The sequence below is a fragment of the Thalassospira australica genome, from assembly GCF_044790785.1.
Lineage (GTDB): Bacteria > Pseudomonadota > Alphaproteobacteria > Rhodospirillales > Thalassospiraceae > Thalassospira > Thalassospira australica_A.
Window position 1 is genome coordinate 804415 of sequence record NZ_CP085258.1, and the last position, 12828, is coordinate 817242.

Here is a 12828-nt window from a genome sequence, read left to right on the forward strand (position 1 = left end):
GCAAAACGCCCCGACGGACAAATCGGGGCGTTTTTGAGTATTGGGCACAGCGGATTGCGACGACAGGTGCGTTGCGATCAGGCGGCTGCGCTACTGTTGACATCCGGGTCGCGCAGGACATAGCCCCGGCCCCAGACCGTGTGGATGTAATTGTCGCCCTTGGTGGCCGACTGGATTTTCTTGCGCAGTTTGCACACGAAAACGTCGATGATCTTGAGTTCCGGCTCGTCCATCCCGCCATAAAGATGGTTCAGGAACATTTCCTTGGTCAATGTCGTGCCTTTGCGCAGCGACAGCAATTCAAGGATGCCATATTCCTTGCCGGTCAGATGCAGCGGCGATCCATCAACATCGACGGTGCGTGCATCAAGGTTCACATTCAGCCTGCCGGTGGCAATCATCGATTGTGCATGGCCGCGCGACCGGCGAACAATCGCCTGGATGCGTGCCAGCAATTCGACCTTGTCAAACGGCTTGGTCAGATAATCATCCGCACCAAAGCCAAGGCCTTTGACCTTGTCCTCGGTCTCGGTCAGCCCCGACAGAATAAGTACCGGGGTTTCAACGCGTGCGTCGCGCAAACGTCTGAGAACTTCATAGCCGTCGATATCCGGCAGCATGAGATCCAGCAGAATAATATCGTAATCGTAAAGTTTGCCGATCTCGAGGCCATCCTCCCCAAGATCCGTGGTGTCGACAACCATGCCTTCTGATTTCAGCATCAGTTCGATGCTGTCAGCAGTGGCGTTGTCGTCTTCGACAAGCAGCACCCGCATGTTCCGCTCCGTTACCGTGTTCCGCAAAAAAGTCCGTGTTGATCCGGCTTATTCCGACAAGCGCCCCAACGATTGCCGTGTGGAATTTTATTCCATTCCGTTAACGATACGTTGCTTTGCGACTCGTGGCAAGCAGGCGAGTCGCATCTTGTTAACTTTTTTTCATCAACACAGGCGCTCGATGTTGGAATGTGAAGTTTCCCAACGGTTTACACCGTTAACGTCCGGGCGTGCCGAGACCGTTTTTTCAATGCCAATTTGGCATATACGGGTTTTTAATACCGTCTATGCCACTTATATCTGGTGCGACGCGGTTGAATTTGCCACCCTGTGTCGGGATTGTGGCCACAAAATTCGCAAGACCGCAAGATACACAGAGCCCACCAAACAGAAAAGTGCAAACGTGTTCCAGATTGGCCGAAACATTGTCGCCGAACTCCGCCGTATTCCCGATTACCGGATTGTCGGGCGGGTGACGGCTGTTTTGGGCCTGCTGGTTGAAATCGGCGGGGTCGAGGGGGCATTGTCTGTTGGCGATCGTTGCAAGGTTAAACGCCGTGACGGCGAAGCGGTGATTTGCGAAGTTGTCGGTTTCCGCAACGAACGTGCCCTTCTGATGCCGTTCGGTGTGCTTGATGGCATCGGGATCGGGTGCGAGGTTGAACTGGCCGATACCCAGCCACAGGTCTATCCCGATGAAAGCTGGTTGGGGCGTGTGGTTAATGCATTTGGGCAACCCGTAGATGGCAAGGGGGCATTGACAGAAGGCCCAACCGCCTATCCGATCCGGAATACACCGCCATCGGCCCATTCGCGTCAGCGCGTTGCCGGCAAGATCGATTTGGGTGTGCGCGCGATGAATACCTTCCTGACCTGCTGCCGGGGGCAGCGTATGGGTATCTTTGCCGGTTCGGGGGTCGGTAAATCCAGCTTGCTGTCGATGATGACCCGTCACACGACGTCCGATGTTTCGGTGGTCGGCCTGATCGGCGAACGTGGTCGTGAGGCGCGCGAATTCATCGAAGACGACCTGGGCGAAGAAGGCCTGCGCCGTTCCGTTGTCGTCGTTGCCACATCGGACGAGCCGCCGCTGATGCGCCGTCAGGCAGCCTATATGACGATGGCACTGTCAGAGTTTTTCCGTGATAGCGGGCGCGATGTCCTGTGCATGATGGATTCTGTCACCCGCTTTGCCATGGCCCAGCGTGAAATCAGCCTGTCGGTGGGCGAACCACCGGCATCAAAGGGTTATACCCCGACGGTTTTTGCCGAATTGCCGCGACTGTTGGAGCGTGCCGGTCCGGGCGGGCCGGGGCAGGGATCTGTTACCGGACTGTTTACCGTTCTGGTCGACGGCGATGATCATAATGAACCGATTTCCGATGCGGTTCGTGGTATTCTTGACGGACACGTTGTGCTGGATCGTGCGATTGCCGAACAGGGTCGTTATCCGGCCATCAATATTCTGCGCAGTGTTTCGCGTACCATGCCGGGCTGCAATAACGAGCATGAAAACCAGATTGTTTCGCGTGCTCGCCAGTTGTTGGCGACATACGAGGACATGGCCGAACTGATCCGTCTGGGCGCCTACCGTCTGGGTACGGATCCCAAGGTTGACGAGGCCATCCATTATTTCCCGCTGATCGAGGAATTCCTGAAACAGCGCAAAACCGAATGCACCCGGTTGGCCGACGGTTATGCTGAATTGGCGCGCCGTCTTGATCTGGCACCGGCCGAACAGGAACTTCCCAATGCGGGCGGCAATGTCGGTGCTCAACCTGCTGCCCAGAACCCGCAGCAGGGCGGGGCCACCGTGATGGAACGCAACCGGCTTCGCCCGCAGGTCAATAGCCGTTCAACCGCCCCAAATGCAGGTAATGATCTGAATGCGGCCAAACGGGCACTTCGGCGTGACCCGCAATAGTATGATGATTATGCCGGAATGCTGTGCCGTCGATCTTTCGGATAACTGATTGCCATGGTCAAGGATTTCAAAACGCTGATCCGGATGCGCAAATGGGCGCTCGATGATAAACGCCGTGAACTCGGCGAGATGCAGGGCGTGCTGAGCAACCTTCTGGCCGAAAAGGATGCACTGGAAAAAGCGATAATTACCGAACAGAAAGTTGCAGCCGAAAATCCGGAATTGGCCGGTTTTGCCTATGGCCGTTTTGCCAGTGCCGTGATTGTCGAGCGTGAGGCGCTTGTTAAGCGCATCTCCGATCAGGAAGCCAAAATCGATGTGTTTCGTGACGAAGTTGCCGACGCATTCAAGGCATTAAAGACTGCCGAGATTGCTGAACGCAACCGGGCCGAGGCGGAACGCGCCGAGGAAGAGCGCAAGGAACAGGCCGAACTTGATGAAATCGGTGCACGTTCTGCTACGCGCGATGAGGGGCTTATCTGAACCCGTCACGCCGAGATCGACACGCCTGTTTCAACGCCGGTCACCCGGCGCAGTTCATCCGGGGTCATGGCAAACACCGTCCTGGGCGTTCCCGCCGCCAGCCAGATCGTGTTTTTCGATAACAGCTTTTCATCAATCAGGGTTTCGACCGGTCCGACATGGCCAAAGGGCGGCACACCGCCAATCGCATAGCCGGTGGTGGTTCGGACATCATCGGCGGTGGCTTTTCGGATTGAAAGACCGCCGATCAGACCGGCAACGCGCTTTTCATCCACCTGATCGGCTCCGTTCATAATGATCAGGATCGGTTTGTGGCGTTCGGTCATGAACACCAGCGATTTTCCGATATCGCTGACATCGCAGCCGATGGCGGCGGCCGCATCGGCCGCCGATCTTGTGCCATCGGGAAATTCCAGCACCTTGATATGGTCAAGACCATACTTGTCGAATGCATTTTGCAGGCAGGAAGGTGGTAACACCTGTTTCATTTGGCGGCTCCCAGCTCTTTGGCTTTGCGTTTACGCTTCTGATTGATCAGGTTCAGCGTTTCGACGCCAAGGCTGAACGCCATGGCGAAGTAAATGTAACCTTTGGGAACGTGGATTTCGACGCCGTCTAGCAACAGGACAAAGCCGACCAGGATCAGGAAGGCTAAGGCCAGCATTTTGACCGACGGGTGCTTTTCGACAAAATCGCTGATGGTGCTGGCCGCCGCCAGCATGACGAGAACCGACAGAACAACCGCGATCATCATGATCGAAATATGATCGACCAGCCCGACAGCGGTAATCACACTGTCGAGCGAGAAGATCATATCAAGCAGCATGATCTGGGCTATGGTCATCGCAAAGCTCGACATGATCTTGCCCGGTCCGTGTTCTTCGGGTTCGTCAATTGTATGATGAATTTCCTTGGATGCCTTGGCGATCAGGAACAGACCGCCGACAATCAGAATAAGGTCACGTCCGCTGATTTCCTGCCCGAAGGCGGAAAATAGTGGCGCGGTCAATTCCATCACCCAGGCGATACAGGCCAGAAGTACAAGCCGCATGCCCATCGCCGCAATCAGGCCGATGCGGCGGGCCGATTTCTGTTGATGTTTCGGGAGTTTGGAAACAATCACCGACAGGAAAACGATGTTATCAATGCCCAGTACGATTTCAAGCGCGGTCAGGGTGGCAAGCCCCATCCACATATGCGGATCTGTGACCCATTCAAACATGATTTGTTCCCGTTCCTGTGTTCCCGAACGCAATGCCGGAGCCCCCGACAGGGTGTAGTCACCGGCCACCTAACGCAAGCGTGAATTGATTTTAGACTGCCAAGATTGGAAAAATGATGGCAACAAAAACAAACAGGTAACGCGGATGGTGCCCGGTTGTTTCAATTGGCTGTTATTTGCGGTCCATCCAGTAACAAGGATTTCCAAGATGCGCGTTTTTCTTGCCGGTCTGAGCATTGTCGCCGGTCTTGCGACGGCAGCGGTTCCCGTCCCTGCCAAGGCCGATTCGGCACCCGATATCGGCAACTGGCAATCGGTTCTGGACCAGGCGCGCGGGCAAACGGTTTATTTCCATGCCTGGGGTGGAGAGCCCCGCATCAATGACTATATCGCATGGGCTGGTGCACAGGTTCAGGAACGCTATGGCATCAATGTCGTGCAGGTTAAACTTTCCGACACGGCCGATGCTGTGGCAAAGGTTTTGTCGGAAAAGACCGCCGGGGTCGATGACGGCGGGGCGGTCGATATGATCTGGCTGAATGGTGAAAACTTTGCCGCCATGAAACGCAATGACCTTCTGTTTGGGCCTTGGGCCGAACAGACGCCGAATTTTGCTTATGTCGATGTCGAAGGCAAGCCAACTGTAATCAACGATTTCACGGTGCCGACCATGGGCCTTGAAGCACCGTGGGGTATGGCGCAGGTCAGTTTCTATTATGACACCGCACGCCTTGATATTGTGCCGAAGTCTGCCCAAGCCTTGCTGGAATGGCTGGTGAAGCATCCGGGGCGGTTTACCTATCCGCAGCCACCGAATTATATGGGCTCGACCTTTCTGAAACAAATCCTGACCGAGCTGGTTGAGGATCCCAAAGTTCTGCAACAGCCAGCCAATGAAACGGATGCCGAAAAGGTATTGGCACCGCTTTGGGGATATCTTGAAGATTTGCAACCGCTTTTGTGGCGTAACGGGCAGGCCTACCCGCAAAATGGCGCATCTTTGCGCACCATGATGGCCGATAACGAAATCGACATCGCGTTTTCGTTTAGCTCGGGCGAGGTATCATCGGCGATTGAGGCAATGGAACTGCCCGATACAGTCCGGTCCTATGTGTTTGACAATGGTACGCTTGGCAACACCAACTTCGTTGCCATCCCCTATAACGCATCGGCCAAGGCCGGGGCCGTCGTGCTGGCCGATTTCCTGATGTCGCCCGAGGCGCAATTGCGTAAACAGGATCCGCAATATTGGGGGGCCGATACGGTACTGGCGATGGATAAATTGCCAGAAGATATGCAAAAGGCTTTTGCCGATCTGGACCTTGGGATTGCGTCACTGTCGCCGTCCGACCGTGGCACGGTTCTGCCGGAACCCCATCCAAGCTGGATGGAGCTGGTCGAAACCGAATGGCAGAAACGCTATGGCGTGGTGCAATAGGCACCTATGCTGCGGTTCATTCCGGCTTTTACCCTCATGCTGATGATCGGCCCGGTCTGTGCCGGGCTGATCGGGACGATATTACCGGCATTTGGGTATCTTCCGGCGCTTGGTGGTGATGGAATATCGATTGATCCATGGCGGGATTTGTTTGATCAGCCGGGGCTTGGCATTTCGATCCGGCTGTCACTGGTCAATGGTCTGCTCGCGACACTGATCTCATTTTTAATTGTCATGCTGTTTTGCGCCGCGTGGCAGGGAACGCGGATTTTTGGTGTGATGCAGCGATTGCTGTCGCCGATCCTGTCTGTGCCACATGCTGCGGCGGCCTTTGGGCTGGCTTTTCTGATCGCGCCGACCGGCTGGATTGTTCGGGCGGTCGCACCAATTGCCGGGTGGGACCGCCCGCCCGATATTGTAACTTTGCAGGATCCGTTGGGAATAGCTCTGATTGCCGGGCTGGTCGCCAAGGAAATCCCGTTTTTATTGTTGATGACGCTCGCGGCCTTACCGCAGTCCGATGCGGACCGGACGCAGCATGTGGCCTTAACACTTGGATATGGTCGGGTGGTGGGCTGGCTTAAAACCGTTTTGCCACGGGTCTATCCGCAAATCCGTCTGCCGGTATTGGCGGTGCTGGCCTATTCGGCATCGGTTGTCGATGTTGCGATGATCCTTGGTCCGACGACACCCGCACCATTGGCGGTTCGTATTCTTGGCTGGTTGTCCGACCCGGACCTGTCGCATCGTTTTCTGGCCTCTGCCGGTGCCATGTTGCAATTGATCCTTGTTTTGATGGCAATGGCGATCTGGCGGGGCGGGGAGATGCTTGTGGCTCGGTGGGGCCGAGCCTGGGCCCAAGGCGGCATGCGCGGGCGACGCGATGATAGCGTTCGAAGCTTTGCCGCCGGGGTGGCAATCCTGTCTGCGGCGGCGGTGTTTTTGGGTTTGGCCAGCCTTCTGGTCTGGAGCCTTGCCGGCTATTGGTCCTTTCCGGAATTTCTGCCACGCGATTTCAGTCTACGTCTTTGGATGCGCGAATATGGCATGCTGGGGGCGACACTTTGGACGACATTGGTGATTGCCATTCTATCTGTCGGGATTGCGATTACGCTGGTTCTGGGATGTCTTGAAAACGAAACCCGCCGGTTTCAAAAACCGGGGCAGGGGGTGATATTGTTGATTTACCTGCCGCTTTTGATGCCGCAAATCAGCTTCATGTTCGGGCTTCAGGTGTTTTTTACCGGCATCGGGCTGGAACGAACGTTGATTTCCGTCGTGATCGTTCATTTGATCTTTGTGCTGCCCTATATCTTTCTCTCACTTGCCGATCCGTTTCGCGCCCTTGACCCTCGATATGGGCAAACCGCCTTATGCCTTGGTGCATCACCGGCGCGGGTGTTCTGGTTGGTCCGCTTACCATTATTGACCCGCGCGGTTCTGACCGCCTTTGCAGTCGGCATTGCGGTCAGTGTCGGGCAGTATCTGCCAACCCTTTTGATCGGGGCGGGGCGATTTGCGACGGTAACGACCGAGGCGGTAGCACTGGCATCAGGCGGAGACCGGCGAATGATCGGGATTTACGGGCTTTTGCAAATGATCCTGCCCTTTGCCGGTTTTGCCCTGGCCCTTCTGATTCCGGCGGTTTTGTTCCGCCACCGGCGCGGCATGGGAAACCGAAACAGGATATGATCAGCCGATGAACAGCACATCAGCCAGCAATAATACCCCCGTCACAGGGCTTGAATTACGCCGGGTTTTCATTCGCCTGAACGGGCGTGTGCTGGTTGATATTGATACCATCATCACTCCGGGCGAGATCGTGACGCTGATGGGGCCGAGTGGTTCGGGAAAATCAAGTCTGCTGGCCTATATTTGCGGAACATTGCCGGTGGGCGAAACCGCCGGGTTTGAGGTTAGCGGGCAGGTTGTCCTGAACGGACAAGTGCTGGACGGTTTGGCACCGCAGGATCGCCATGTCGGTATCCTGTTTCAGGATGACCTTCTGTTTCCGCATTTATCGGTTGGCGGCAATCTGGCGTTTGCCCTGCCATCAAGTGTTCGGGGGCGGGTAGAACGCAGAACTCGTATCGAGGACGCGCTGGAAAGTGCGGGGCTTGGTGGTTTTGCCAACCGTGATCCGGCGACATTATCCGGCGGGCAGCGTGCGCGTGTTGCCCTTATGCGGGTGTTGCTGTCCGAGCCCGGCGCACTTTTGCTCGATGAACCTTTTTCCAAGCTTGATACCGAGTTACGTGATCAGATCAGGACATTTGTTTTTGAACAGGCGCGGTTGCGTGGTTTGCCAACCCTGATGGTGACCCATGATCCCGATGACGGGGCGGCAGCCAGCGGCAGGATCGTAAATCCGGTATAGCATGCAGGCGGTTCTTGCATGATTTTCTCGCTGGTCAATCCCGGCGTTTGGCCCTAAGACAAACGCACCGCAAAGAATTGTCTTGGGCCCGAAACACGAAATCAAAGGCCCATGCGGCATTGGAGAATGTCGTGAATGTTTCCAGAAGAAATGTATGCGATCGTCCCGGATGCGCTTGATACTGCAACCTGTGATCGACTGATTGACGGATTTTCGCAAGAACTTGACGATGGTGGCCTTGTTCAGGGACAGTCGGCAAGCCATATCCGCCGGTCGCAGATCACCTGGTTCAATGAAACACAGGAACCGGTCGTCATGCGCCGGATCGTTGACATGGTTGCGGATGTAAACCGCAATGTGTTTGATTTTTCTTTGTCGGAATTTGCCGAAGATGCGCAGATCGCCTGCTATGCCGGGGATCAGCGCGGTCACTATGACTGGCACAGCGACGTTGGCGCATCGGATGTCGCACGCCGCCGCAAACTGACCATGGTGATCCAGCTTTCCGAACCTGATCAGTATGAAGGCGGTTTGCTGCAATTAAACCCGGCGGGGCATGTTTTTGATGCGCCGATGGAACGCGGTACTGCAATCTTTTTCCCGAGTTTTGTTTTGCACCGCGTCGCACCGACGACGGCAGGCCTGCGCTATTCTCTGACCCAATGGGTGCACGGAACACCGTTCCGCTGATCAGTACCGTTCCAGCCGGTCCAGAAGGCGCGGATTGTGCCATTTGGGCTGGCGGTCTTCCAGAGCGGCTTCGTGGTGCTGGACGCTGGCATTGTCGGCCTTTTGTTTATCAAGGCGCAAATTGATCCAGCGCGGAATGATTTCATTGTTGAAATCTTCCATCAGCAGTACGGCTGCCGTTTCGAAATTGTCGAACGGGATACGGGCGATTTCGGCAAAATATGCCGCCAGACAATCCGGTTTAAGGATCAGCCGGTCAGGTACATAACGCAGCGTCATGCGCGCCGGAAAGACGGTTTCGCATCCGGCCAGTTCGCTTTGCAGCGTCACGACATAGTCAAGCTGTGCACCCGGATTATGTTCGGTCAGCAACAGGTTTCGACGTTCAAATATTTCCAGCATCGGCGCTACCTGCGTTTATTCATATGAGTATTCAAGATTACTCCTGCCCGTCAGTATCGAAAAGCCTTCATTTCAATGACATGACGGGCTGGCATGTGAATTCATGCCTCGATCCCGTGATGAGATCCGTGGCCGGGTTCGTTGGCAGGCGGAGCAATCTCGACAAAGCGCGAGCCATCCTGAAAAATCAGATGCCCGTTATAGCCGGAAATTTGCAATGCCTCGCGGAAGATGCCGCGGATATCATCGCGGTTAACCGATTGCAGCGGGTTTTCGGTACGAACGATCAGGTCGAACTTGTTGCCTTCACCCTTTACCAGACCGTCAAGCTGGGTATGGCCGACCTCGCTAAAAGACAGGTCGAGAAGAAAGCGTGTGCCGGGCTCTTCCTTTTCGCCTTTTTCGTTTTCCTCGTCACCGTGTCGCCAGGCAAGCCGAACCTGTTCGATACGATCACCCATCTGAAACGGCATCGGCATCACGCGCCAGCCATCCGGGCGTTCATCGGCGACCATGCCCCGCAGTCTGCTGAAATCGCCTTCAAGCTTTTTAAGGATATCGTCGCCGTTCCCATCAATCGATGACAGACTGTTGCTGGCGCGATCCCCCATCCAGCCACGTGCCGTGCCGCCGGGGCCGGTCATGGCGGCGAAAAAGAACATCATGGTAGTTGTCAGTTTCGGTCCGGCCTGCGGAATATTGTTCAGAAGCGCCGCCGCCGCCGCCGGGTCGTGTTGCACCAATGCGGTCACCGCCTGCTGCAAACTGCCCCAATCACGCGAAAGGGCAGCGTTCTGGCCGCGCGAGATCAATTCTGCCTCGGTCATCATTTGCGGGATTTGGGTGCCGCGTCCGGCGGCGGTGTTGGCATCAACACTGAACGACAGGGTCGCGCCCACCGGCGCAGGCATTGGCAATTTGATGCCAACGACACCGGCAGACGTGCGAAGGGCGGTAAAACCGTTTGGCAACATACGGGCTTCGGCGCTATCGGGGGGCAGAACCGTTCCTGTCAGGACGAGCGGTGTCGGGGTTGTACCGCCAGACCCGCCTGCAACGGCCTGACCGGCAAGGCCAGCGGCGGATGGTGTTGGAAGTGTGCCAGAGGACGTGATGACCGGTGTCGTTGCGGTTGGTATTCCGGTTGGTGTTCCCGGCGCGGTCATATTTGCAATCTGGGCGGCTTTTCCGGCGCTGACAGCACCCTGACCGACAAAGACAATCTGCGTCTGGCTGCCTGCGGGCAACTGACTGCCATTTGGCAGGGTCAGGTTGCTTGTTGTGATGGCGCTAAAGGTTTGACCGGGGATCAGCGGATTGCTGTTGATACTCGCCGTCGGCAAACTGCTGCCGGTTCCGGTTGGGCCCGGTGTCAGTGTTTGCGGCAGAACCTGAAGGCGAAGGGTTGCTGCCGGATCGCTCCCCTGTTGCGGGTGCCCCTGGGGCATGATGCGAACCCACAGCAGGTCACCAAGATTGGCGGGAAGCGGCGTGGGAAGCTTTATATTCACCTGACCCAGAGCGGTCAGAAGGGTCAATTCATTGCCGGAACGCGATTGAACGGCTGCCTGCAGAAGACTTTCGACCGGCAGTTTGGCAATGGCATTGGCGACCTGCTGGGCGGCACTGACCTGAGCCGGTGTCGCACCTGGTCCCCCCGAAGCCGCACCACCTTGACCACCAACAGTGGTGCCGGGAGGAATGGCCTGGGGCGGGATCGTCATGGCATCAGCCCTCCAGCAATTTTTGCGTGATGGCTTCCATGTCGTGCGCGGCATCGCAATTGGGATGACGCATCAGAAGCGGGGTTTGCGAACGGATACATTCGGAAACACGCGTATCGGTACGTATAACGCCCAGAAGTGGCGGACTGATTTTCAGGAAACCTTCGCAGGCTTTAAGAAGCTTGTTGTAGATCGCTTCGCCTTCCTTGCGGTCCTTGGCCATATTGACCACGACCCGGATATCGGTTTTGGGGCGCGCCATATGGGTGACCTTGATAAAGGCATAGGCATCGGTAAGAGAGGTCGGGTCACCGTTGGTGATGACAATTACCGTGTTGGCAAGACTTGTCATCTGACGCACACCCTGATCAACACCCGCGCCAAGGTCGATCAGGACCTTGTCATAGCTTTTGCCTGTCTGGATCAGATCGTCTGACAGGGCCTGAAGGCGGGTGGCCGGCAGATTGGCAAGACTGCCAGATCCGCTACGCCCTGCAATGATGTCGAACCCGCCATCGGGGAAATGGGTGACCGCATCGCGCAAACCGATCCGTCCGGAAATAACCCCGCCCAGATCATGTTTGGGCATCAGGCCAAGCTGAATATCGATATTGGCAAGACCAAGATCACCATCAAACAGCAGGGCCTTTTTACCTTCGCGCACCAGCGAATGGGTCAGAGTAATGGCAAACCAGGTCTTGCCCACACCACCCTTGCCAGATGCAATGGCAAGGACGTTGCGGCCTTTGGCGCGCGGAGCGGTTTTGGATACTTCATCAGACTTGGCAGTCATTTCACGACCTCGGAGAAACTCGGTTTCGCGTTCTCGGCGCGATGGGACGGTATCAGAAGTTTGGCCAGGGCGACGGGGCTTATTGCGGTCAGGCCGTCTGCAACCTGAGCGGTCATACTGACATTGCAAAGGGAAAGATTTCCTGAATCCGCACCGTATAGCGCGCCGCCAAGGCGCGATGCAACATCCAGTCTGGAAATCACCATGCGCGAAACACCGCAATCGGCAAAGGCATTTGCGATATCGGCACATTCGTCGGCATCAAGCCCGGCGGGATTAACCAGGACCGGTTCGCTGGGCACCACGGACATGAAACCGCCCAGTGCCTTGATATCGGTATCGACATAGGGATTGCAGCTTGCCGTGTCGACCAGAACCATATCGGCATCCCGAACACGGGCAAATTGCGATTTGAACTCTTCAGGGGTCCTGACCAGCGTCAGCTTGATGTTCAGAATACGGGTAAAGGCTTCGAGTTGGGCAACACCGCCTGCACGTTTGTAATCGGTGGTCAGAACCGCGACTTTACGCTTTTTCATGACGGCGCGTGCCGCTGTTTTGGCGACGGCCAGTGTTTTTCCACAACCGGGCGGCCCGACAAAAGCAAGCGCGCGCGGCGTGTTCTTTTCCGGGAGGGGAGAGAAATCGAAAATTTCGTCCAGTGCTGAAGCCAGAAGTTGCTGTGCATTGGTCGCCCCACTTTCGCGGCCCATCAGGTCGAACAGCCGCAGGCGCAGCCGTTCGGGCAGATTATGGCGCAGCAATGCCTCTTCGGCGTGATCAAGCAGTTCCTGATGGCCCGGCGGTCCCTGATCGGCGATATCAAAATCAAGGTCGGGATCGCGATCCAGAGCAGCCGTCAGGCGCACGCCTGTCCCCGGAATATCCTGGGTCGATACGATGATGGCATCCGATCCCATATGGTCTTTGACCAGTGCCATTGCCTCGGTCATGGTCGGGGCGCTGAACGTCTTAAGGCGCATATGCTGTCCCCTCGCA

13 protein-coding genes are annotated in these 12828 nt (G+C 56.2%); 6 read left to right on the forward strand and 7 right to left on the reverse strand.

Translation table 11 applies throughout. The annotated features are described in order from the left end of the window. Positions 1-77: 77 nt before the first annotated feature. Complete coding sequence (gene ctrA / locus LG297_RS03735) at positions 78-776, reverse strand: response regulator transcription factor CtrA (RefSeq protein WP_007091320.1); 699 nt, start codon at positions 774-776, stop codon at positions 78-80. Positions 777-1179: 403 nt separating this feature from the next. Between ctrA and fliI the strand changes: the two genes are divergently transcribed. Continuing rightward, positions 1180-2700: a flagellar protein export ATPase FliI gene (gene fliI / locus LG297_RS03740; protein ID WP_404425268.1), complete on the forward strand. Its 1521-nt coding sequence runs from the start codon at positions 1180-1182 to the stop codon at positions 2698-2700. 54 nt (positions 2701-2754) lie between these two features. After that, positions 2755-3183 (forward strand): flagellar FliJ family protein, encoded by a 429-nt coding sequence (locus LG297_RS03745; RefSeq protein WP_404425270.1) that lies wholly within the window; start codon positions 2755-2757, stop codon positions 3181-3183. A gap of 5 nt (positions 3184-3188) precedes the next feature. Here LG297_RS03745 and LG297_RS03750 read toward each other — a convergent pair whose 3' ends face one another. Next, entirely contained in the window at positions 3189-3671 is a 483-nt protein-coding gene (locus LG297_RS03750; protein WP_404425272.1) for a YbaK/EbsC family protein, read from the reverse strand. Beyond that, a complete protein-coding gene (locus LG297_RS03755; RefSeq protein ID WP_404425274.1) occupies positions 3668-4405 on the reverse strand; it encodes a TerC family protein in 738 nt (245 codons plus the stop codon). The genes LG297_RS03750 and LG297_RS03755 overlap by 4 nt, the downstream gene beginning before the upstream one ends. A 208-nt stretch (positions 4406-4613) precedes the next feature. On the opposite strand from LG297_RS03755, the gene LG297_RS03760 reads away from it, so the two are divergent. The 4 genes from LG297_RS03760 (at position 4614) to LG297_RS03775 (ending at position 8910) form a co-directional block, all read left to right on the forward strand. Next, positions 4614-5843: an ABC transporter substrate-binding protein gene (locus LG297_RS03760; RefSeq protein WP_404425276.1), complete on the forward strand. Its 1230-nt coding sequence runs from the start codon at positions 4614-4616 to the stop codon at positions 5841-5843. 6 nt (positions 5844-5849) lie between these two features. Then, entirely contained in the window at positions 5850-7535 is a 1686-nt protein-coding gene (locus tag LG297_RS03765; protein ID WP_404425278.1) for an ABC transporter permease, read from the forward strand. 7 nt (positions 7536-7542) lie between these two features. Continuing rightward, entirely contained in the window at positions 7543-8220 is a 678-nt protein-coding gene (locus LG297_RS03770; RefSeq protein WP_404425280.1) for an ATP-binding cassette domain-containing protein, read from the forward strand. 135 nt (positions 8221-8355) lie between these two features. Next, entirely contained in the window at positions 8356-8910 is a 555-nt protein-coding gene (locus LG297_RS03775) for a prolyl hydroxylase family protein (protein WP_404425282.1), read from the forward strand. On the opposite strand, the gene LG297_RS03780 is transcribed toward LG297_RS03775, so the two are convergent. From LG297_RS03780 to LG297_RS03795, 4 genes are all read right to left on the reverse strand, one after another. Further along, complete coding sequence (locus tag LG297_RS03780) at positions 8911-9312, reverse strand: hypothetical protein (protein ID WP_404425284.1); 402 nt, start codon at positions 9310-9312, stop codon at positions 8911-8913. 101 nt (positions 9313-9413) lie between these two features. Beyond that, positions 9414-11036: a hypothetical protein gene (locus LG297_RS03785; RefSeq protein ID WP_404425286.1), complete on the reverse strand. Its 1623-nt coding sequence runs from the start codon at positions 11034-11036 to the stop codon at positions 9414-9416. A 4-nt stretch (positions 11037-11040) separates the two neighbouring features. Beyond that, positions 11041-11829, reverse strand: coding sequence for a MinD/ParA family protein (locus LG297_RS03790; protein ID WP_404425288.1), 789 nt, complete (start codon positions 11827-11829; stop codon positions 11041-11043). Continuing rightward, positions 11826-12812, reverse strand: coding sequence for a GTP-binding protein (locus LG297_RS03795; protein WP_404425290.1), 987 nt, complete (start codon positions 12810-12812; stop codon positions 11826-11828). The genes LG297_RS03790 and LG297_RS03795 overlap by 4 nt, the downstream gene beginning before the upstream one ends. Between the last annotated feature and the right edge of the window lie 16 nt (positions 12813-12828).

Coding starts and splice junctions, on each gene's coding strand:
- LG297_RS03775 (WP_404425282.1), top strand. CDS start 8,356: ATGTTTCCAGAAGAAATGTATGCGATCGTCCCGGATGCGCTTGATACT.
- LG297_RS03750 (WP_404425272.1), bottom strand. CDS start 3,671: ATGAAACAGGTGTTACCACCTTCCTGCCTGCAAAATGCATTCGACAAG.
- LG297_RS03790 (WP_404425288.1), bottom strand. CDS start 11,829: ATGACTGCCAAGTCTGATGAAGTATCCAAAACCGCTCCGCGCGCCAAA.
- LG297_RS03785 (WP_404425286.1), bottom strand. CDS start 11,036: ATGACGATCCCGCCCCAGGCCATTCCTCCCGGCACCACTGTTGGTGGT.
- LG297_RS03755 (WP_404425274.1), bottom strand. CDS start 4,405: ATGTTTGAATGGGTCACAGATCCGCATATGTGGATGGGGCTTGCCACC.
- ctrA (WP_007091320.1), bottom strand. CDS start 776: ATGCGGGTGCTGCTTGTCGAAGACGACAACGCCACTGCTGACAGCATC.
- LG297_RS03745 (WP_404425270.1), top strand. CDS start 2,755: ATGGTCAAGGATTTCAAAACGCTGATCCGGATGCGCAAATGGGCGCTC.
- LG297_RS03795 (WP_404425290.1), bottom strand. CDS start 12,812: ATGCGCCTTAAGACGTTCAGCGCCCCGACCATGACCGAGGCAATGGCA.
- LG297_RS03765 (WP_404425278.1), top strand. CDS start 5,850: ATGCTGCGGTTCATTCCGGCTTTTACCCTCATGCTGATGATCGGCCCG.
- LG297_RS03770 (WP_404425280.1), top strand. CDS start 7,543: ATGAACAGCACATCAGCCAGCAATAATACCCCCGTCACAGGGCTTGAA.
- LG297_RS03780 (WP_404425284.1), bottom strand. CDS start 9,312: ATGCTGGAAATATTTGAACGTCGAAACCTGTTGCTGACCGAACATAAT.
- LG297_RS03760 (WP_404425276.1), top strand. CDS start 4,614: ATGCGCGTTTTTCTTGCCGGTCTGAGCATTGTCGCCGGTCTTGCGACG.